This window comes from Sphaerisporangium sp. NPDC051011 (assembly GCF_040653595.1).
Classification (GTDB): Bacteria; Actinomycetota; Actinomycetes; order Streptosporangiales; family Streptosporangiaceae; genus Sphaerisporangium.
In genome coordinates, this window is sequence record NZ_JBFAGG010000001.1 from 890,566 (window position 1) to 910,973 (window position 20,408).

Here is a 20,408-nt window from a genome sequence, read left to right on the forward strand (position 1 = left end):
CTCCTCAACGCCCCCGGACGCACTTGTCATAGAGGTCGAGCAGCCGTCCCTCCGGGTCGTAGGCCCGTTTGACCGGCCAGTAGGCGTCGCCGTTGTAGAGACGCCAGAACTCATCACGGGGGTAGAAAGATGTCGAATACAGGGACTTGTGGCCGCCGAGCTCGTGGACCGAGTTCTCGATGAGCCGGTTGTGGTAGCCGTCGAACTGCCCGCGCGGCAGGGCCACCATTCCCCAGAATCCGAAGTTCAGGTAGAGCCTTCCCGGCTCCAGGGGGTAGATCGGCCACTCGCGGGTGGCCTTGAGCGGGCACATCCACACAGGGGTCATGCCCACCTTGTCCTGGAAGAATTCCAGGAAATCGGCGCCGCGCTCGACCGGCACCTCGACGTCCTGGATGACCGACTCGTGCATGGGGTTGTCCCGCCACCGGTCGATGCGCGCGGTCACGCCGTACTTCTGGTTCAGGCCGACGAGCTTGCGGTAGACGTCCGAGCGCAGCCAGCGGCGCGGCATCAGCGAGCGGACGAGCGGCTGCTGCACGCCGAACGCGCGCGAGCACCAGAACCAGTCGGTGTCCCAGCGCCAGAGGTAGTCGCGGACGGTCAGCCAGTCGCGGGTGCGGGTGCGGATCGACTGGTAGTAGATGCGCATCCCGGTGTAGTCCGAGGCGTACGGCGCGCGGTCGGCGAACTGCCCGATCGTGATGTACATCTCGCCGGGCTCGAAGTACGTGCCGTCGATGAAGTCGACCGCCTCGCCGTCGTACTGCCCGCTGTCGCAGATCTCCTGCATGGCGAGCATGCACTTGTCGGCGTCGGAGAACGGGATGTGCGTGAGCCGCACGTACGGCTTGACGGGCAGCAGCTTGATGCGCAGGCGCAGGGCGTAGCCGAGCGTGCCGTAGCTGTTGGGGAACGACCGGAAGAGGTCCGCGTGCTCGTTGTCCTCCCGGGCGACCACGACGCGGCCGTCGCCGGTGAGGATCTCCATTTCCTCGACCGACTCGTGCGGCAGGCCGTGGCGGAAGCTGGAGGACTCGATGCCGAGTCCCGTCACCGCCCCGCCGAGGGTGATCGTCTTGAGCTGCGGGACGACGTAGGGCATCAGCCCGGACGGCAGCGTGGCGTCCACCAGGCGCTCGTAGGTCGTCATACCCTGGACCTCGGCGGTCCTGGTCTCGGGGTCGACCTGGATGACCTGGTCCAGGTCGCGCGCCGAGAGCTTCGCCGCCGTCCTGCCCGAATCCCGGAAACGGAACAGATTGGTGGTCGGCTTGGAGAGCCTCGGGGAGGCGCCCTCCGGGAGGGCGGTGAAAGACTCCCTGATCTGCTCCACGGCCCTGCGGTGGGCCGTCATCTGGGCGGTCGTCTTTACCGTGTCATCTGGCATGCCACCACCCCCTGGAAGTTAAGTGTCGGAGATCGTCGCTAGCACGCTATCTCCTGAGATGACCAGCGACCAGAGTAGACACGTTAAACACGCGCAAACTCAGGGGCCCCCTGTAAAGCCCGGCGGGACAAGGGTTAGCGTCGTCTTTCCAGGTGGACACCGTCCCGCTCCGGGCCGAGTCCACCAAGCGTTTGCTTGCCTTCGCGAGGGCGTCCGGGCGCCGTACCCCTAGGAGAAGATCATGAGCCGCGACGGAGCCCGCGAGGACCCGGGCACGGAGGCCTCGCAGGACGGCGGGGGCAGGCGCACCGGCCCGCTGGCCGGGATCCGCGTGCTGGAGCTCGCCGGGCTCGCCCCCGGGCCCTTCGCGGGCATGATGCTGGCCGACCACGGCGCCGAGGTCCTCAGGATCGACCGCGTCTCCGCCGTCACCGCCGCCGGCGAACGCCCCCGCCCCGACGCGATGGACCGCGGAAAACGGACGATCGGCCTGGACCTGAAGTCCGCCGAGGGCGTCGCCGCGTTCAAGCGCCTCGCCGCCGGCGCCGACGTCGTGATCGAGGTGTTCCGCCCCGGCGTCGCCGAACGGCTCGGCATCGGACCGGACGACCTGCGCGCCGTCAACGAGCGGCTCGTCTACGGCCGCATGACCGGCTGGGGCCAGGACGGCCCGCTGGCGCGCACCGCCGGGCACGACATCGACTACGTCGCCATCGCGGGCGTCCTGTCCATGCTCGGCAGGGCCGGGGACAAACCGACCCCGCCGATCAACATCATCGGCGACTTCGCGGGCGGCGGCCTGATGCTGGCCTACGGCGTCCTGCTCGCCCTGTTCGAGCGTGAGCGCACCGGCCGCGGGACGGTGATCGACGCGGCGATGGTGGACGGCGCGGCCCTGCTGTTCGCGATGTTCGCCCACAGCGCCCAGGCCGGGCTCTGGGGCCCGCGCGGCACCAACCTGCTCGACACCGGCGCCCCCATGTACGACACCTACGCGACCGCGGACGGCGGGTACGTCGCGGTCGGCGCGCTGGAACCGGCCTTCTACGAGGAACTGCTGGCCAGGACCGGCCTCACGGACCTGCCGAGCCGCGACGACCGCGCCAACTGGCCGGAGATCCGCCGGCGGCTCACGGCCGCGTTCGCCTCGAAGACCCGCGCCGAATGGGAGCGGATCTTCGAGGGCTCCGACGCGTGCGTCTCCCCCGTCCTGGACATCGGCGAGGCCGTCCGGCACCCGCACAACGCGGCCCGCGGCACGTACGTCGAGGTGGGCGGCGTCGTCCAGCCCGCGCCCGCGCCCCGCCTGCTCGACGGCGGGCGAGAAGGCGGGCACGGCGGCCTCGCTCCGGCCACCCGGTTGCACGACCTGTCCGCCTGGGGCATCGCCGAGGAGGACGCCAAGGCGCTGCGCGAGGCGGGCGTCCTGGCCTGACCGGCGCGGCCCCGCCCGGTTCCCGCTACGCCTGGACGTGGTCCCTGCCCTGCTGACCCGCCGGGGCGGGCAGGACGGCCAGGTACAGGTCGACCCCCGCCGCGTGGTGGACCTCCAGGTCGGTCGAGAACGCCCGCGCCGGGACGCCGCCGGACTCGGTGTGCCTCCAGACCTGCTGCCAGGCGTCGATCAGCGCCTGCGGCATCGGCCCGTGCGCCTCCACCGTCAACGACTGCACGCCGGGGACCCGGACCGCGACCATCCCCTCCGGCAGCCCCGCCGCCGTGCGGATCGCCACCCCCACGATCTGCGTGAAGGCGCCCTGGTGATCGCTCTCATAGTCGGTCAGCACCGCGTACAGCTTGTCGTCCACGCGCCCCGGCACGTGCGCGAAAGCCCCCGGCGCTCCCGCCCGCTGCCACAGGCCCGGCAGCAGCGCCCGCGATGGATCGGCCTCCGCCGCGTTGCTGGTGCGCACGGCGTAACCGACGACAAGTACCTCCGGTCGTTCAACGATGAACATCGAGCCTCCAATTTCCAGGGGCACCCCGCCCCCTGCCCTCGCCCGATCGCGCCGAGCCGATCGGGCGGTCAATGTATCCATAGCGGAACATCGTCGTCTCGATCATCGCGCACAGAGGCATCGGGCGCGGCCCACAGCACGTGTACAGAACGACATATCGCGCAAATGAGCTGGGAAATCCCATTGTTTACCATGTATCGCATAGGCTGATCCAACGTGCGATTCCTCAACGATCAGGCACCGATCTACGACCTGACCTACAGCGACGTTTTCATGGTCCCCTCGCGGTCGGCGGTCGGTAGCCGGCTCGCCGTGGACCTGTCCACCGGAGACGGCACCGGCACCACCATCCCGATCGTGGTCGCCAACATGACCGCTGTCGCCGGACGCCGCATGGCCGAGACCATCGCCCGGCGCGGCGGCATCACCGTCCTGCCCCAGGACATCCCCATCGACGTCGTCGCCGAGGTGATCGACTGGGTGAAGAAGCGCGACCTCGTGCACGACACCCCGATCACGCTCACCGCCCACGAGACCGTGGGCGAGGCCCTGAACCTGCTGCCCAAGCGCGCGCACGGCGCGGTCATCGTCGTCGACTGGGAGAACCGGCCCATCGGCGTCGTCACCGAGGCCGACTGCCACGGAGTCGACATGTTCACCCAGCTCTCGCAGGTGATGTCCGGCTCGCCGCTCACCATCCCCGCCGGCACCGACCCGCGCGCCGCGTTCGAGCTCCTGCATGAGGGACGCCACCGGCTCGCCCCCGTGGTCGACGGCGACGGCCGCCTCGTCGGCGTCCTCACCCGCACCGGCGCCCTGCGCGCCACCCTGTACGAGCCCGCCGTGGACGCCGAGGGACGCCTGCGCATCGCCGCCGCCGTCGGCATCAACGGCGAAGTCGCCGCCAAGGCCAAGGAACTGCTCGACGCGGGCGTCGACTGCCTCGTCGTCGACACCGCCCACGGCCACCAGGAGAAGATGCTCGCCGCCCTCGCCGCCGTACGCGCCCTCGCCCCGGACGTCCCCGTCGCCGCGGGCAACGTCGTCACCGCGGCCGGGGTGCGCGACCTCGCCGCGGCCGGCGCCGACATCGTCAAGGTCGGCGTCGGGCCGGGCGCCATGTGCACCACCCGCATGATGACCGGCGTCGGCAGGCCGCAGTTCTCCGCCGTCCTCGAATGCTCCGCCGAGGCCCGCAGGCTCGGCAGGCACGTGTGGGCCGACGGAGGCGTGCGCCACCCGCGCGACGTCGCCCTCGCCCTCGCCGCCGGGGCGTCCAACGTGATGATCGGCTCATGGTTCGCCGGTACCTACGAATCGCCCGGCGACGCCCGCACCGACGCCAACGGCCGCCGGTACAAGGAGAACTTCGGCATGGCCTCCGCACGTGCCGTCCGGCTGCGCACCGCCGACGACACCCCGTTCGAACGGGCGCGCAAGGCGCTGTTCGAGGAGGGCATCTCGACCTCGCGGATGTACCTGGACCCGCTGCGGCCGGGCGTCGAAGACCAGATCGACGCGATCGTCGCCGGGCTGCGCTCGTCCCTGACCTACGCGGGCGCCACCAACCTGGAGGAGTTCCACGAGCGGGCGGTGGTCGGCATCCAGAGCTCCTCGGGCTACTCCGAAGGCATGCCTCTCCACCAGAGCTGGTAACTCCTCCCCTCCAGCCAGAAACGTGCCGAATGTGGCTGAAATGGGGTCGCCCGCGGCCCGTGGCCGACGATCACATAATGAGCCCTCGCCGCCCGTCCGCCCCCGTGACCCCGTAGAGTCATCCGGTCGGCCGGAGAGCCGGCCGACACCCGGTCCGAGCGCGCCCAGTGAGACTTCAAGGGCAGCGCACACTAATCAAGGAGAACACGTGGCACTCGAGAAGCCCGAGATCGACTTTCCGGAGGGCGACGCGCCGGCGGACCTCGAGATCGTAGACATCACCGTGGGCGACGGCGAGGAGGCCAAGCCCGGACACATGGTGAACGTGCACTATGTCGGCGTGGCGTTCTCCACGGGCGAGGAGTTCGACGCGTCCTGGAACCGTGGCGACTCGTTCCAGTTCCCGCTCGGGGCCGGACGCGTCATCGCCGGGTGGGACCAGGGTGTCGCCGGGATGCGCGTGGGCGGTCGCCGCCGGCTGACGATCCCGCCGCACCTGGGCTACGGCAACCGTGGCGCGGGCAACGCCATCAAGCCGGGCGAGACGTTGATCTTCGTGGTCGACCTGCTCGGCGTGAGCTGACGGCCCGCTCGCCGCACAGGTGACCGTGGTGGCCCGGTGGCCGCCCGGCCTCCCGCCCGACATGGGCGTGACCTCGACGACCACCTCCCACCACAGGTCACCCCCGGCGAGAATCCCTGCCCTCGCGATCAGGCGCACGGCGAACCCGCACCGGCTTCCCCGACGAAGCCGCACATGGGCCTGCCAGGAGACGTTCGCCGAGCGCCGCCCCATTCGATCGACCGGCATTGAGGACCGACACGCCAGTCCCGAGGCGTGTGAGAGCGGCCGCGTGCTTGTTCTTGACGGTTTAGGGGCCCTGTATGAGCGATATGGGCACCTGCGACGCCATCCGTCGCCCTGAACTGGCACGATGAGGACTGTGCTGCTCATCGACCTCGCGCGCACCTCGTCCGCCGTCGCGGCGGATCCGGCACGCCTCGCCAAGATCCGACACCTCGCCGAATTGCTCGGCAGGGTCGAACCGGCCGAGGCCGAGATCGCCGTGGCCTACCTCTCCGGCGAGCTCCCCCAGCGCCAGATAGGCGTCGGTTGGCGCAGCCTGCAGGATCTTCCCGAGCCGCGCCAGATCGCCAGCGCGTCCCTGACCGACGTCGACGACCTGCTCAGCCAGATCAAGGCACAGACCGGGCCGGGGTCCCAGGCCGCCAGGAAGGACCTGCTGGATCGGCTGTTCCGCTCGGCCACCACCCAGGAACAGTCCTTCCTGCTGCGCCTGCTGGGCGGCGAGATGCGCCAGGGCGCGCTCAACGGCGTGATGATCGAAGCGGTGGCCAAGGCCGCGGGAACGCCGTCGGCCGAGGTCCGGCGCGCGCTCACGCTGCGCGGCTGGCTCCCCGCGGTCGGCGCCGCCGCGCTCACGGGCGGCGTCGAAGCCCTGAGGGCATTCCATCTGGAGGTCGGCCGCCCGGTCTCACCGATGCTGGCGCAGAGCGCGCCGAACGTGGCCGCCGCCCTGGCGAAGCTCGGAGGAGGCCCGGCCGCGCTGGAATGGAAGCTCGACGGCGTGCGCGTGCAGGCCCACCGCTCCGGCAGCGAGGTGAAGGTGTTCACCCGCACCCTGGACGACATCACCGCGCAGGTCCCCGAGCTGGTCGAGGCCGTGCTCACGCTCCCGGTCGGCGACATCGTCCTGGACGGCGAGGTGATCGCCCTGCGTCCCGACGGCCGCCCCGAGCCGTTCCAGGTGACGGCGAGCCGGGTGGCCAGCAAGTCCGACACCGAGCGGCTGCGCGACACCACCCCACTGAGCGTGTTCTTCTTCGACGCGCTGCGCGTGGGCGGAAAGGACCTTCTCGACCTTCCCGACAGCGACCGCCACGAGGCTCTGGCCGGCGCCGTCCCCGCCGAGTTGCTCACACCGCGCCTGGTGACCGCCGATCCCGAGGAGGGCATGAACTTCTTCGCCGAGGTCCTGCGGCAGGGGCACGAGGGCCTCGTGGTGAAGTCGCCCTCTACCCCCTACGCGGCCGGTCGCCGTGGCGCGGGGTGGATCAAGGTCAAGCCCCGCCACACCCTCGACCTCGTCGTGCTGGCCGCCGAATGGGGGCACGGCCGGCGGCAGGGCAAGTTGTCCAACCTGCACCTCGGCGCACGCGATCCCGAGACGGGCGGTTTCGTCATGCTCGGCAAGACGTTCAAGGGGCTGACCGACGAGCTCCTCGCCTGGCAGACCGAGCGGTTCCTGGATCTGGCCGAGGGGCCGAGCGACGAGTGGGTGGTTCGGCTGCGCCCCGAGATGGTGGTCGAGGTCGCCTTCGACGGCGTACAGCGCTCGCCGCGCTACCCCGGCGGCATGGCTCTGCGGTTCGCCCGCGTCCTGCGCTACCGCCCCGACAAACGCCCCACCGACGCCGACACCGTCGACTCAGTCCGCCAACTCCTCCTCTAACTCCCCACCCCGCCCACCTGGCTTGAAGCCCGCGCCCGCCGACCCGTGCGGGCCAGGGATCGCCCGTGGCCCTGGTCCGCGTGAGTGGGCGGGGGTAGGGGCGGGGGCACAGCTGGCCGAGGCGCGGTGGCACGGGCGGCCAGGAGGCGGGGGGTGGGTTACTTGATGAGGCGGAAGGTGAGCGGGTAGGCGAAGCGGCCGTCGCCCAGGGCGGCGGCGCCTCCGACCAGGCCCAGGACGAACGCCACGATCCACATGATCGGGACCAGCACGATGCCGATGACCGTGAGCGGCAGCAGGATCGTGGCACCGAGCACTGTCAGGTGGAAGTTGAGCGACTCGATCGCGTGCCGCCTGATGTACGGCGAGTGCCGCCCCCCGGTGAGCAGGAGGATCAGCGGGCCGACGAAGGAGAGCCCGCAGATCGGAAGAATATGGGCGGCGGCGGCGCCGAGCCGCTCGCGGCCCGTCGGCATGGCGGCGTACCCGTGCCCCGGCCACGACGACGGCTGTCCAGGCCAGGCCGACGGCATGGGCGGGGGCGGCGCGGGCCGTCCCGCGTTCAGGTCCCGGACGATCGGCGCGAGGTCGGCGTGGACGCGCGCCGTCATCGCCAGGTGCAGGCGCTCGTCGAGTTCGTCCTTGCTGAGGCGGCCTTCGGCGTAGGCCGTGGTCACCTGTTCGACCACCGTGTCGCGGTCGTGGTCGGTCACCCGGAGCTGCGGGTGACTCGCGTCGTGAGGCTGGGACATCGGCCGCCAACCTCCGGGAGCGGGTGTCGCTGGTGGTGTCACTGCCCCTGCCATGAGAGCCCCGTGTCTTCCGTCGGATCGGGTGGTCTTTCTCATCTTTGGGGCCGCGCGAACGCGCGTCCATCCGGAACATCCCCGACCCGACCCCGATGTGGCCCGGAGCCCCCCATTGGAGGCCCGCTCCAGGTATACAAGGGATATGAGATGGCGTGATCGCTATGGAATTCGTCGGCTCCGGGGCCGCAAGATCGCAAAGTTCGACCGTGAGGCCAATGACGCCGACATCGAGGCGCTCATCGCTTTCGCGAAGTCCCGGCGAGGGGTGGAGTTCTACGTCGAGCCGGAAACGTTCGCGACCGACACGACCGCGGTCGCCGTGGCGCATGACGGCGAATGGACCCGGCGCAGAGTGGGTTCTCCCGCGGTCATCATCAAGGTGGCGAGAAACCTCGCCCTTCCGGTCTACGACGTTAACCTCACGGGCTATCCCGGCAGAATGAGGGCTTACAACGAGCGTCGCAGGAATAGCACCGCGCAGGACTGACGGGCCCCTTTCCCGAGCACGCCCTCTGAGCGCAAGCCCTCCTTGAGCCCTCTGATACGTCTTCACGTGCCCTCTCGCGGTGCCCTCGCACCGGTTCCCCCGCGCGGCCTCCACCCGATCCCCTGTCAGCACGTGCACCCCCTGCCCTTCACCGCTCGTGGTGGTGCTCCGGCACCGCCCATGGCGCGCTCGTTGATCGCCGGCACAGGCGGCCGGTCCGGCGCCGCCCCGGACGGGGAGCCCTCGGAGCGGAGTTCTTCGTCGAGCAGGCACAGCATCGGACGCAGCCAGTCCATGTGGGGCGGCCCCATGCTCGCGTCGAGTTCCTCCGGGCTCGGCATGCGGTCACGCAGGACCTCGGGGCCGACGAGCTGCCGCAGGCCCTGCGCGAGCAGCCCGGCCATCGAGTAGGACGGATCGGCCGCGAGGGCGCGCTCGACCGCGATGCCCGCCAGCGCGCAGTCGCCGCGCCGCCAGGCGGCGGCTCCCAGCAGGGACGCGACCGGCGCCACGAAGCGCGTTCCCAGCCTGCGGGTGAGGTCGGCCCAGAGGGCGACGTGGACGTCCTGCGTCGCGTCGCCCATCAACGTCCACGCCTCGTCGCGCACCCGGATGATCGCGAGGTCGAAGCCGAGCCGCGCGGCCTCCAGGTCGTCCGGCGGCCCGTGGCCGGGAAACCCGTCGAGGCACCGGCGCACGCGTTCGAGCGCCTCGCCGACGAACGCGCGCGGCATCTGCGCGGGATCGCGGGTGCCGAGCAGCCGGGACCGTATGCCGGCGGCGGCCGACCGGGTCGCCTCGGACATCGCCGCGCGGGCGGCTCCCAGGACGGGCGCGACCGCGCGCTCCAGGCTCTCGCGGCCGGGCAGCGCGACCAGCCCGCCCATGGTGGCCTGCGCCGCGACCGGCCCGGCCACCGGGTCGTACGCCCTGCCCTCGGGCGGGCAGCACGCCACCTGCGTGCAGACGTACGACCAGTAGCGGCGCTCGTGCGCGCGGAGGGCCTCGATGACCTCGATGCCGGCGCCGGCGAGCAGCCGCAGCGCCTCGTCCATGGCGGGGGTGACAAGAGCGCCCTCGCCGAACCCGGCCAGGATCGTGTGGGTGACCTGTTCACGGCGGAGCAGCGGCACGAGCCGGTCGAGCGTGCCGGGCGCCGCCGGGAGGTCCCACCGGGTGGTGAGACGCAGCTTGCCCCGGACGCCCCGGCCGGCGAAGGCGATGACGACGAGGCTGTCGGCGGGATGGAAGCCGAGCAGGTAGGGAACGGCGCCCAGGATGTCGTCGGGAGTGGTGAGGAGGATCGGTGTCGGCGTCATGGCGGACACTTTCACGTGCGGGCGTCCGCGCCATCGAGCCGAGCCGCGTTCTGTGGACAACCGGCTGAACGACGTTCGGAACGGCGACCGACGGCGGGCCGCACGAACGGGGACGAATCACCAGGGGGGGAGATGGGCCCATGCTGATGCGGATCCACGCCACCGATCTGCCCGGCCGCGACTGCCCTGGTGGCGGCGGCTTTCCGGGCTACGGCAACGTGCACGTCGGCGTGCAGGGCCGCGTCCGCCGGGAGGAGATCCTGGGCCTTCATCCCGGCGACGCGCCGGAGGCCCTGTGGACACTCGAGTGCGAGGCGCGGCACATACCGGCCGGGGTCGACATACGGGGCCCGTATGTCCATGGCCGTCCCGGAGGCCGGTTCGTCTACCTCGCCTGGGGCACGGTGGACGGGAGCGGCGGCTTCGCGATGTTCAGGCGCGCCAAGCTGATGTTCGACGGCATCGCCCCCGAGATCGCCGAGGCCGCCCTGCGTTCCGGCGCCCTGCACGCGCGGCTCGGGCTCAGCGACGCCAAGGGCCACCCCCTGTGCGCCGCCGTGCGCCCTCCGTCCGTCACGTGGTCCGCGGGCTGAGCCGGAAAGGGCTCAGGCGTGCGCCCGCCCCTCCACCGGCAGTTGCGGGGCGAGGCGTTCCCTGACCATGATCGTGGCCCCGGCGACGGCGGCGGGCATGGCGACGACCGCGCCGAGCGGCACCAGGAAGACGAGGAACAGCAGCACGCCGAATCCGAGCGCCGGAGCCTTGTCGGCGCGCAGCACGGCGAAGCGCTGCCTGCGCGCGAGCCCCCGGCGCTCCATGGCGAGGGCGGTCAGCTCGACGGTGAGGAAGAATCCCGACACGGCGGCGCCCAGCACCGGCACCACCGTCTGCCCGATCACCGGCACGAAGCCCAGGAAGAACAGCGGGATCGTGAACATCAGCACGTACCCGAGGGTGACCACGCTGTCGCGCAGCGACCGCAGTACCGACCGCCACAGCGGCAGCTCCGCGACCACCTCGACCCCGCCGAGGTCCTCCTCCACCCGCTCGGACAGCTTCTCGTAGAACGGGTCGCCGATGGCCAGCGTGGCGGCCGTGAACGTGACGACCGACAGGACGAGCCCGAGCGCGAACACGACGAGGCCGAGCAGCACGCGCAGGGTCTCGCGCAGCCCGGTGTTCCACCCGTCGGCGAACGGCGTGGCCCAGGCGGCGAGGTCCCCCGCGTAGGTGCCGAGCAGAACGAGGGCGACGATATAGAGGACCAGCGCGAGGAGCGCCGGGATGAGCCCGAAGAGCCACTGGCCGGGGTTGCGGGCGACCCAGCCGAGACCTTGGAAGACGTATTTGACGCCGTCGGCGAAGCCGCCTACGCCGCTGCGGATGGGCCGGCCCATGCTGTTCATGCCCGGCAGGCTAACGCCTTCCGCCCGGTTCGTCGCATGATCAGGAGAGAGATCCCTGTTTCCACAGGGCCGTCACCGTGACCCCGAGCTCGGCGAGCAGGCGGCGGACCAGCGGCAACGAGATGCCGAGCACGTTCCCGTGGTCGCCGGCGATGCCCTCGACGAACCAGCCGCCGGGTCCGTCCAGCGTGAAGGCGCCCGCCACGCGCAGCGGCTCGCCGCTCGCGACGTAGGCGGCGATCTCCTCGTCGGTCGGCGTGCCGAAGCGCACCACCGTCGAGCCCACCTCGGACGCCTGGGCGCCGCGCGCGACGTCGATCACGCAGTGGCCGGTGAGGAGCGTGCCCGTGCGGCCGCGCATCGAGCGCCAGCGCGCGACGGCGTCCTCGGGAGAGGCCGGCTTGCCGTAGGCGCGACCGTCGAGCTCCAGGACCGAGTCGCAGCCGATGACCAGCCCGTCCGTGAGACGCTCCGCGACTGCGGACGCCTTGGCGCGGGCAAGGGCGAGGCACAGCGCGGCGGGAGAGTCGTACGAGGCGGACATCGCCTCCTCGTCGACGTTGCTGACGATCACTTTGGGATCGAGGCCGGCGCTGCGCAGCAGCGCGAGCCGCGCGGGGGACGCGGAGGCGAGGACGATCTCGGTCATGTCTTCCGAGCCTAGGGCACCCCGGCGGCGGTGCGCGCCGCCGGAGTGGCCGGTCAGAGGATGCGCAGGCTGGACACGACGGTGTTGATGTCCGCCCACCGCTTCTTCTGCGCGTCGGGGATCGAGACGAACACCAGCGCGGGCTTGGAACCGGGCACGTCGACCAGCGCGACGGCGGCGGTGGAGACGTGCTTCTTCCCGCCCACCTTGTACTCCACCCGGTAGCCGAGCAGCCAGCCGTCCCGCTTGCCCGCCTTGATCGGCTGGGACGCCGTCCACGAGACCGTGGACCCGGCGGGGTGGTAGTTGAGGGTCCACCGGGCGGCCAGGAACGCGGTGTCCTTGAGCGTGTCCTGGACCGCGATCGGCACCGGGCAGGAGGCCAGCAGTGCCCGGTGCCCGGCGCCCTTCACGTGTGCAAGCGTCCGGCGCGTGGCGAACGGGGCCGACTTGGCCAGCTTCCACCCCTTGGTGAAGCGGGCGAAGGTGATGCCGGAGCGCTTGTCCTTCACGCGTCCCTTCACGGGCGCGCCGCGTCCGGGGAAGTTGGCGAGCTTGCGGTTGGAGGGCAGCGCGGGCAGGCGGGGGTCGGCCTTGGCTGCGGCGAGGGGGCTCATGCCGGGGGTGGCCGTGGGCACGGGCGTGGCGCCGTCTCCGGTGACCGACGCCGCTCCCGAGGCCGACGCCGAAACGGACGGCGACACAGACGGCGCCGGGGACGGCCCGGCCGAGGACGAGGCGGAAACGGACGCGGAAGCGGATACCGGCACAGGTGCCGACACCGACGCCGACACGGACGTCGATACGGAGGGCTGGGCCGGGGCCACGGCGCCCGTGACCCCCGCCGAGGCGGAGAGGGACGGCGCCGCCGAGGGGATCGGCGTCCCCGGGGACGAGGACAGCACGGACGGCACGGACGACGCCCCGGTCGCGGTACCCGGGTCGGCCGGTGCGGCCGCGGTCGGCGTCCCCTTTCCGAAGGTCCCGGTCACGAACAGCACGACGGCCGCGACGGCGACCACGATCGCGGCGACTCCCGCCGCGATGGTGCGGTAGATGACGCGCATCGGCAGATCGCCGAGCCGCGAGAGCACGGACCGCTTGGCGGGCGGGGCCTTGGAGGCCGCCGGTGCCGGAGAGTCCTCGATCGTGATCTTCGGGATGGGCGCGGTTTCCGCGTCCGCCGTCACGTACGTTGGGACGGCCTTGCCGTAGCTCCCACCTAGCCCATTTGGCACGATCGGAGCGTACGGCATATACAGACCGCTCGTTCGACGTCCCGATCACACTTCGGGAACGAGTGCCCATTCGCGAGGGCTTTGCATGCCCTCTGACCTTCGCTTTCACCCTCCGGTCAATGACGGCGGGTGACCACCGCGACTACGCCGAGGGGCTGCGCAGCGGACCCCATCCGGCCGGGCGGTGCCCCCCGGCGCGCAGCCACGGCGCGTCGGCGACGACCGTACGCGAGCCCGGCTCGATCTCGGTGTAACCCGCGTCGCGGACGACGGGCAGCCCGCTGCCGGCCAGTGCCGACCAGCGCCGCGGCCCCGCCGTGCGCACGGCGACCGGCAGGCCGTCCGCGCGCCACGCCTCGCGGGCGGGCTCGTCGGTGCCCCACCAGGCGAGCTGGACCGCGTGCCCGGCCTGGGCCATGGCCTTGCCCGCCGACATCTCCAGGGAGGGGTTCATCCACAGCACCGCCGCGCCGGGCTCGGGAGGGTTCGGGGGCGCGGTGTCGGTCAGGTCTGTGCCCGAGACCTGGAGCCGCGACAGGTCCTTCGGCCAGCCGTCCAGCGGGACGGGCGGGTGCACGCGGACCTCGGCCGTGCGCACGGTGACGGTGATGCCGGGCAGGTCCAGCACCCGGCGCCACTCGCCGCCCCTGGCCCGGCGGACGACCTTCCTGATGCCGATGGTCTCCCAGGCGCTCACCGACTCCGCCCACTCGCCGCTCAGGGCCCGCTCGTCGTTGAGCAGGGTGAGCACGGCCAGCGCGGCGGCCTCCAGGGCGTCGGTGCGCTCCGGCGGGGCGGCGCGCTCGATTCTCACGACGAGGGGGAGGACTCTCTGGTCCGGCGCGTTCACGCCATCAAGGATCTCAGGTCCCGCGCGGCGCCGTCCGGCCCGTCCGCCCCTAGGACGCCGCTGGGACGCGGGCGCCCGTCACGCTCTCCCGGCGTCGACGGTGGCCGGACGAGCGGGCGTCCGTTCCCGCGGCGGCGAGGTGGCGGCGCCGCGCCCGACCAGCACCGACATGATCGCCGCGAAGGCGCAGAGGATCCCGGCGCCGTACCAGGCGGCGTCGTAGTGCCCGAGGTGGTCGCGGGTCACCCCGGCGGCGATGGCCGCGACGGCGGCGCCGACCTGGTGGGAGGCGAACACCCAGCCGAACGCCACCGCACCGTCCGGCCCGTAGATCTTGCGGCACAGCGCGACGGTCGGCGGCACGGTGGCCACCCAGTCCAGCCCGTAGAAGATGATGAAGATCAGCATGCTGGGCTGCGTCGTGGCCGCGAACAGGGAGGGCAGGATCAGCAGGGACGCGCCGCGCAGCGCGTAGTAGGCGCCGAGCAGGATCCGCGGGTCGACCCGGTCGCTCAGCCAGCCCGAGAACACCGTCCCGGCGATGTCGAAGATCCCGATGAGGGCGAGCAGGCCCGCGGCGGTGGTCTCCTGCATGCCGTGGTCGTGGGCGGCGGGGATGAAGTGGGTGCCGACCAGGCCGTTGGTGCTGGCGCCGCAGATGGCGAAGCCGCCCGCGAGGTACCAGAACGACCGGGTGCGCGCCGAGGACCTGAGCACCGTCAGCGCCCGCAGCGCCGCGCCCCCGCCCGGAGCGTCGACGCGCACGGCGCCCGGCTCGGCGCCGAGCGCGATCAGCCCGACGTCCTCGGGGCGGTCGCGCAGCAGGAACCACACCAGCGGGACGACGGCCAGCGCCGCCCCCGACACGATGAGCGCGGCCGTGCGCCAGCCCGGCCCCTCGGCGAGCCAGGCGAGCACCGGCAGGAAGACGAGCTGCCCGGTGGCCCCTGCGGCGGTGAGCACGCCGGTGACCACGCCCCGGTGCCGGACGAACCACCGGTCGGTGACCGTGGCGACGAAGACGAGTGCCATGGAACCGGTGCCGAGGCCGACGAGCACGCCCCAGCAGGCGACGAGCTGCCAGCTCGCGGTCATGAACACCGTCAGGCCGCTGCCGAGGGCGACGAGCGCGAGCGCCGACGCCACGACGCGGCGCATGCCGAGCCGGTCCATCAAGGCGGCCGCGAAGGGCGCGGTCAGCCCGTACAGGGTGAGGTTGACCGAGACGGCGAGCGAGATCGTCCCGCGTGTCCAGCCGAACTCGTCTTCAAGCGGGGTGATGAGCACCCCGGGCGTCGCGCGGAATCCGGCGGCGCCCACGATCGCGACGAAGGCGACTCCCGCCACGAGCCAGGCCCGGTGGAGGCGTCTCCGCTTCGCGTCCATCGTCAACGTCATGTGGACAATCCTGGTTTTCCGCCCGCGGCCAGACGAGTGGCTTGAAAGCCAATATGTGCAAGAATCCGGCCATGGCTCACCGCATCGTGGTCGTCGCGCTCGACGACTTCGCCACCCTGGACCTCGGCATCCCGGGCCAGGTCTTCCGCGTCGCCGAACAGGACGGCCGGAAACTGTACGAGGTGGTCACCTGCACCCCGGGTGGACGCCCCGTCCGCGGCCCGGCCGGCTTCAACGTGGTCCCCGACCACGATCTGTCGGTCCTCGACACGGCGGACACGGTCCTGGTGCCCGGCATCCACAGCGGTCCGCCGTTCAGCGACGGCACGATCGACCCCGAGCTGGGCGAGGCGCTGCGCCGGGCCGCCACGAAGTCACGGATGATGTCGATCTGCACGGGCGCGTTCGTGCTGGCCGCGGCAGGCCTGCTGGACGGCCGGCCCGCCACGACCCACTGGAGGAACACCGCCCAGTTCCGGACGCTGTTCCCGAAGGTCCGGCTCGACCAGGAGGTGCTGTTCGTCGACGACGGCGACGTGCTGACCTCGGCGGGCGTCGCGGCCGGCATCGACCTGTGCCTGCACGTCATCCGCCGCGACCACGGGAGCGAGGTCGCCAACCGGACGGCCAGGCGCTGCGTGACGCCACCCTGGCGCGAGGGAGGCCAGGCCCAGTTCATCGAGCGCCCGCTGCCCGACCCGGGCGGGACGACCACGGCGCCGACCCGGGGGTGGATGCTGGAACGCCTCGCCGAGCCGCTCGGCCTCGCGGCGCAGGCCGCGCACGCCCGCATGAGCGTGCGCACCTACACGCGCCGGTTCCGGGAGGAGACGGGCCTCAGCCCGGCGCGGTGGCTGACCTTGCAGCGCGTGGACCGCGCGCGCCGCCTGCTGGAGACCACGACCCTGCCGGTGGACCAGGTGGCCGCCCAGGCGGGCTTCGGCACCGCGGTCTCGCTGCGCCAGCACCTGCACGCCACTGTCGGCGTCTCCCCGCTGGCCTACCGCCACACCTTCAAGAGCTGACAACGTCCCAGGCCCGGGAAACGCGGAAGGCGGCGAGCACGCCCGCCGCCTTCCGAACCGCTTGTGGAGCTATGGGGATTCGAACCCCAGACCTCCTCCATGCCATGGAGGCGCGCTACCAGCTGCGCCATAGCCCCTTGATCGCGCTTCGGGCGATATGACCGCCCGGCGCCTCGCCAGTGTATCGGACAACGGCGGGCGGGCCGAACCCGTTAGGGGGCACGGAGGCCGAGCGACTCCGGCCGCGGCGGGCGATCGCGCACGCGGAGCCGTTCGACTACGACCAGTGGTCGTTTTTCCCGTTATGAACAACGCCACCAGCAGTACGCCCTGTGGGACGCGCTGGACACCGACGGCGACCAGAAGCTCGGCATGCGCGAGTACCTGCACCTGTGGTCGGCCTAGGACGTGGGGACGGCGGAGGCGCGGGAGGCGTTCATCCTGCTCGACACCGACGGCGACGGCCATCTCGGCAAGGACGAGTTCGCGCAGGCGATGTACGGCTACTACTTCAGCGAGGACCCCGCGAAGGCGGCGATCCCGGTCCTCGGGCGGTCGTCGTGACAGGGGGACGGCGCCCGCCGCAGGCGCCGTCCCGTCCCGGCCGCGTCTCGCTCACCGCAGTGAGCCCGCCGTGCGGATCAGCTCCGCCAGCTCGGTCACCATCGGGTCCTCCGTCACCGCCGCGAGCCGCGAGGCGTGCCCGGCGAGCGTGCCGAGGTCCTCGTCGAACAGGCCGCCGTCCACGCGCCTGAGCCGGTCGGCGAACGCCGCCACGACCGCGTCGACCTGAAGCCTCGGCGACGGCCCCTCCCACAACGACCCGGCCAGCTCCGCGACGTCCACCGCGCGGCTCACCTCGGCGGGCTGGCGGGTGTCGGGGTCCTGCCAGCGCACCGTCGCCACGGCGATCTGGCCCGAGGTCCCGGGGCGCAGCCGCACCTCGTACAGCGCGGTGACGGCGTGCCCGGGGCCGACCTCGCCGCCGTCCTTGGAGTCGTCGCGGAAGTCGTCCTGGGCCAGCGTCCGGTTCTCGTACCCCAGCAGCCGGTAGGACACGACGGTGGCAGGGTTGAACGCGACCTGCGCCTTGGCGTCGCGCGCCCGCAGCTCCAGCGCGGACGGCAGCCGGTCGACGAACACCTTGCGCGCGTCCTCGCGCGAGCTGACGTAGACCGCGGCGCCGTCCCCGTTGTCGGCGAGCTGCTCCATCAGGGCGTCGCCGTACTCGCGGCCGACGCCGACGCACAGCAGGGTGACCTGGCGCCCGGCGTACTCCTCGACCCGGGCCAGGATGCCCTTCCAGCTCGTGTCGCCCTGGTTGGCCAGCCCGTCGGAGAGCAGGATGACGCGGTTGGTGGCCACCGAGCGGAACGCGTGGGCCGCCTCCTGATAGCCGGTGACGAGCCCGGACTCCAGGTTGGTGGAGCCTTCGGGCTCGAGCGTGTCGATGGCCTCGTGCAGCCTGCCGCGCTCGGCGACGGAGGTCATCGGGATGCGCAGCCGCGCCTCGTCGCTGAAGGACACGATCGACACCGCGTCGCTCGGGCCAAGCTGGTCGACGAGCGTGTGCAGGGCGTCGCGGACCAGATCGAGGCGGCCGGGGTCGGCCATCGAGCCGGACACGTCCACGACGAAGGTGAGGTTGGCGGGCCGCCTGGACGCCGCCTCGGCGGTCCGGGTCTGCAGCCCGACCCTGAGCAGCGCCGCGTCACCCGTGCCCTTGGCCCCGTCGATGTGGACGGCGAACCCGTCGCCGGGCGGCTCGGTGTAGCCCTGGCGGAAGGCGTTGACGAACTCCTCCGGCCGCACCTGGCCGGGGTCGGGCAGGTGTCCCTCCTTGAGCGCGGCGCGCGCGTAGTCGTACGACGCGGTGTCGACGTCCAGGGCGAAGGTGGACAGCTCGCCGGCGGGCCGCTCGGCCGGGCGGGTGGCCGAGGCGCTCGTCTCGGGCACGGCCGGGGCCGTGCCGGTCGGGGCGCGCGTCTCCGAGGGCCGGGGTAACGAGGTCCGCGCCGGCTGTGAGGCCTCTGTGGGCGCACTGGCCTGATCGCCTCCCCCGCCGCACGCGGACACGAGAACGGCGAGGACCACCAGGGCGAAGATGAGGAAACGTGACTTCATGACAGCCTCCCTCGGTTATCACCCGTACGACGGCCGCCCGGCGACGCCGCGTCGGAGCCGTCATTCAAGCGAGGGCGAACCGTTCCCGGGCCGTGACCCCCGACCCCCCGGCGACACAGGACTTTCCGGACGTACCACCAGCAAAGCCCCGGGCCCACTGGACAAGTCCAGGTTTCCCTACAAGATTGATGGGTTATCTGCCCGGTCCGACTCCGAAGGCGGTCACGTGCTCACCAAACCCGATCCCACGTTCTATCCCTCCGCCCGGGAGGCCATGCGGGCCCCACGCGAGGGGCTGGCGTACGTCGCGCTCCTCGACACCAAAGGGCAGGGCGGGCCCGACGGGCTCGCGACGATCGACCTGGACCCGGAGTCGCCGGGGTACGGCACCGTCGTCGGCGTCCACGACATGCCCGTGCCCGGGGACGAACTCCACCACTTCGGATGGAACGTGTGCAGCGCGGCCCTGTGCCCGTACGCCCCGCACCCGCACGTCGAGCGGCGCTATCTCGTCGTCCCCGGTCTGCGCTCCTCACGTGTCTACATCTTCGACGTCAAGGACGACCCCGCCCGTCCCAAGCTGGTCAAGACGATCGAACCCGAGACGATCTTCGAGCGCACCGGCTACAGCCGCCCCCACACCGTGCACTGTGGCACCGACGCGATCTACGTCAGCGCGCTCGGCGACGTGAACGGCGACGCGCCCGGCGGGGTCTTCATGCTCGACCACGACACCTTCGAACCTCTCGGGCAGTGGGAGGCCGACCGGGGGCCGCAGCGCCTCCACTACGACTTCTGGTGGCATCTCGGGCACGACACGATGATCAGTAGCGAGTGGGGCACGCCCAACATGATCGAGGCGGGCCCCGACCTCGGCCTGCTGACCGGCCGGAAGTACGGCCACAAGCTCCACGTCTGGGACCTGCGCAAACGCACCCACCTGCAGGAGATCGACCTCGGCGACCAGCACCAGATGGCGCTGGAGCTGCGTCCCGCCCACGACCCGACCAAGACCTACGGCTTCGTCAACACCGTGATCAGCGTCGAGGACCTGTCGGCGAACATCTTCACCTGGTACCTCGAGGGCGGCGCCTGGAAGGCGAAGAAGACCATCACGATCCCCGCCGAGCCCGCCGACCCGGCGCTGCTCCCCGAGCCGCTCAAGCAGTTCGGCGCCGTGCCCCCGCTGGTCAGCGACATCTCCCTCACGCTGGACGACCGCATCCTGCTCGTCTCGGCCTGGGGCACCGGCGAGTTGCTCGCCTTCGACGTGTCCGACCCGCTCGCCCCGCGGCGGACCGGCTCGGTGCGCGTCGGCGGCATCGCCCGGCGCGACGCCCACCCCGGCACGCCGGGCACGGCCAGGAACGGCGGGCCGCAGATGGTCGAGGTGAGCCGGGACGGCAGGCGCGCGTACTTCACCAACTCGCTCTACCGCACCTGGGACGAGGCGTTCTACCCCGACGGCATCGCGGGGTGGATGGCCAAGGCGGACATCGCCGAGGACGGCTCGCTCTCCCTGGACCCGGGCTTCCTCGTCGACTTCGCCGAGGACGGCCGCCGGCCCCACCAGGTCAGGCTGCAGGGCGGCGACTCCTCCTCCGACTCCTTCTGCTACCCCTGAC

At 71.8% G+C, this 20,408-nt stretch carries 19 protein-coding genes and 1 tRNA gene; 9 read left to right on the forward strand and 11 right to left on the reverse strand.

The genetic code is table 11. From position 1 onward, the window contains the following. Window positions 1-4 precede the first annotated feature (4 nt). Entirely contained in the window at window positions 5-1,390 is a 1,386-nt protein-coding gene (locus AB0H21_RS03865) for an FAD-binding oxidoreductase (protein ID WP_358511168.1), read from the reverse strand. Between the two features lie 241 nt (window positions 1,391-1,631). Between AB0H21_RS03865 and AB0H21_RS03870 the strand changes: the two genes are divergently transcribed. Then, a complete protein-coding gene (locus tag AB0H21_RS03870; RefSeq protein ID WP_358511171.1) occupies window positions 1,632-2,825 on the forward strand; it encodes a CaiB/BaiF CoA-transferase family protein in 1,194 nt (397 codons plus the stop codon). A 25-nt stretch (window positions 2,826-2,850) separates the two neighbouring features. Here the strand turns inward: AB0H21_RS03870 and AB0H21_RS03875 are convergent, their stop codons facing one another. Continuing rightward, a complete protein-coding gene (locus AB0H21_RS03875) occupies window positions 2,851-3,348 on the reverse strand; it encodes a GyrI-like domain-containing protein (RefSeq protein ID WP_358511173.1) in 498 nt (165 codons plus the stop codon). A 216-nt stretch (window positions 3,349-3,564) separates the two neighbouring features. On the opposite strand from AB0H21_RS03875, the gene AB0H21_RS03880 reads away from it, so the two are divergent. The 3 genes from AB0H21_RS03880 (at window position 3,565) to AB0H21_RS03890 (ending at window position 7,478) form a co-directional block, all read left to right on the forward strand. Then, window positions 3,565-5,004 carry a GuaB1 family IMP dehydrogenase-related protein gene (locus AB0H21_RS03880; RefSeq protein ID WP_358511176.1) on the forward strand — a complete coding sequence of 480 codons (1,440 nt, stop codon included), beginning with the start codon at window positions 3,565-3,567 and terminating at the stop codon, window positions 5,002-5,004. A gap of 208 nt (window positions 5,005-5,212) precedes the next feature. Then, the gene (locus AB0H21_RS03885; protein ID WP_114032652.1) at window positions 5,213-5,587 is read left to right on the forward strand and encodes an FKBP-type peptidyl-prolyl cis-trans isomerase; all 375 of its coding nucleotides are present in this window, start codon (window positions 5,213-5,215) and stop codon (window positions 5,585-5,587) included. A gap of 352 nt (window positions 5,588-5,939) precedes the next feature. After that, complete coding sequence (locus AB0H21_RS03890) at window positions 5,940-7,478, forward strand: ATP-dependent DNA ligase (protein ID WP_358511179.1); 1,539 nt, start codon at window positions 5,940-5,942, stop codon at window positions 7,476-7,478. 158 nt (window positions 7,479-7,636) lie between these two features. Here AB0H21_RS03890 and AB0H21_RS03895 read toward each other — a convergent pair whose 3' ends face one another. Further along, window positions 7,637-8,230, reverse strand: coding sequence for a DUF1707 and DUF4870 domain-containing protein (locus AB0H21_RS03895; RefSeq protein ID WP_358511182.1), 594 nt, complete (start codon window positions 8,228-8,230; stop codon window positions 7,637-7,639). 199 nt (window positions 8,231-8,429) lie between these two features. On the opposite strand from AB0H21_RS03895, the gene AB0H21_RS03900 reads away from it, so the two are divergent. Beyond that, window positions 8,430-8,774, forward strand: coding sequence for a hypothetical protein (locus AB0H21_RS03900; RefSeq protein ID WP_114032648.1), 345 nt, complete (start codon window positions 8,430-8,432; stop codon window positions 8,772-8,774). Between the two features lie 125 nt (window positions 8,775-8,899). Here the strand turns inward: AB0H21_RS03900 and AB0H21_RS03905 are convergent, their stop codons facing one another. Then, complete coding sequence (locus AB0H21_RS03905) at window positions 8,900-10,093, reverse strand: DUF4192 domain-containing protein (RefSeq protein ID WP_358511185.1); 1,194 nt, start codon at window positions 10,091-10,093, stop codon at window positions 8,900-8,902. Window positions 10,094-10,233: 140 nt separating this feature from the next. Between AB0H21_RS03905 and AB0H21_RS03910 the strand changes: the two genes are divergently transcribed. Further along, window positions 10,234-10,686, forward strand: coding sequence for a DUF5990 family protein (locus tag AB0H21_RS03910; RefSeq protein ID WP_358511188.1), 453 nt, complete (start codon window positions 10,234-10,236; stop codon window positions 10,684-10,686). Window positions 10,687-10,698: 12 nt separating this feature from the next. Here AB0H21_RS03910 and AB0H21_RS03915 read toward each other — a convergent pair whose 3' ends face one another. The 5 genes from AB0H21_RS03915 to AB0H21_RS03935 all read right to left on the reverse strand — a co-directional run bounded on the left by AB0H21_RS03915 (window position 10,699) and on the right by AB0H21_RS03935 (window position 15,634). Further along, window positions 10,699-11,499: an EI24 domain-containing protein gene (locus tag AB0H21_RS03915; RefSeq protein ID WP_358511191.1), complete on the reverse strand. Its 801-nt coding sequence runs from the start codon at window positions 11,497-11,499 to the stop codon at window positions 10,699-10,701. Between the two features lie 40 nt (window positions 11,500-11,539). Beyond that, window positions 11,540-12,148 carry a nucleoside triphosphate pyrophosphatase gene (locus AB0H21_RS03920; protein WP_358511194.1) on the reverse strand — a complete coding sequence of 203 codons (609 nt, stop codon included), beginning with the start codon at window positions 12,146-12,148 and terminating at the stop codon, window positions 11,540-11,542. Between the two features lie 53 nt (window positions 12,149-12,201). Beyond that, complete coding sequence (locus tag AB0H21_RS03925; protein ID WP_358511197.1) at window positions 12,202-13,386, reverse strand: hypothetical protein; 1,185 nt, start codon at window positions 13,384-13,386, stop codon at window positions 12,202-12,204. Window positions 13,387-13,528: 142 nt separating this feature from the next. Beyond that, window positions 13,529-14,236: a peptidyl-tRNA hydrolase gene (locus tag AB0H21_RS03930; protein ID WP_358511200.1), complete on the reverse strand. Its 708-nt coding sequence runs from the start codon at window positions 14,234-14,236 to the stop codon at window positions 13,529-13,531. A 78-nt stretch (window positions 14,237-14,314) separates the two neighbouring features. Further along, on the reverse strand, window positions 14,315-15,634 hold the full coding sequence (locus AB0H21_RS03935; protein WP_358511202.1) for an MFS transporter: 1,320 nt from the start codon (window positions 15,632-15,634) through the stop codon (window positions 14,315-14,317). A 71-nt stretch (window positions 15,635-15,705) separates the two neighbouring features. Between AB0H21_RS03935 and AB0H21_RS03940 the strand changes: the two genes are divergently transcribed. Beyond that, window positions 15,706-16,659 (forward strand): helix-turn-helix domain-containing protein, encoded by a 954-nt coding sequence (locus AB0H21_RS03940; RefSeq protein ID WP_358511205.1) that lies wholly within the window; start codon window positions 15,706-15,708, stop codon window positions 16,657-16,659. Window positions 16,660-16,723: 64 nt separating this feature from the next. Here the strand turns inward: AB0H21_RS03940 and AB0H21_RS03945 are convergent. Continuing rightward, window positions 16,724-16,796, reverse strand: a tRNA-Ala gene (locus tag AB0H21_RS03945). 271 nt (window positions 16,797-17,067) lie between these two features. Between AB0H21_RS03945 and AB0H21_RS03950 the strand changes: the two genes are divergently transcribed. Next, complete coding sequence (locus AB0H21_RS03950; RefSeq protein WP_358511208.1) at window positions 17,068-17,223, forward strand: hypothetical protein; 156 nt, start codon at window positions 17,068-17,070, stop codon at window positions 17,221-17,223. A gap of 51 nt (window positions 17,224-17,274) precedes the next feature. Here the strand turns inward: AB0H21_RS03950 and AB0H21_RS03955 are convergent, their stop codons facing one another. After that, complete coding sequence (locus AB0H21_RS03955; RefSeq protein ID WP_358511210.1) at window positions 17,275-18,783, reverse strand: von Willebrand factor type A domain-containing protein; 1,509 nt, start codon at window positions 18,781-18,783, stop codon at window positions 17,275-17,277. Window positions 18,784-19,009: 226 nt separating this feature from the next. On the opposite strand from AB0H21_RS03955, the gene AB0H21_RS03960 reads away from it, so the two are divergent. Then, window positions 19,010-20,407, forward strand: a complete 1,398-nt coding sequence (locus tag AB0H21_RS03960) for a selenium-binding protein SBP56-related protein (protein WP_358511212.1) — start codon at window positions 19,010-19,012, stop codon at window positions 20,405-20,407. Window position 20,408 lies beyond the last annotated feature (1 nt).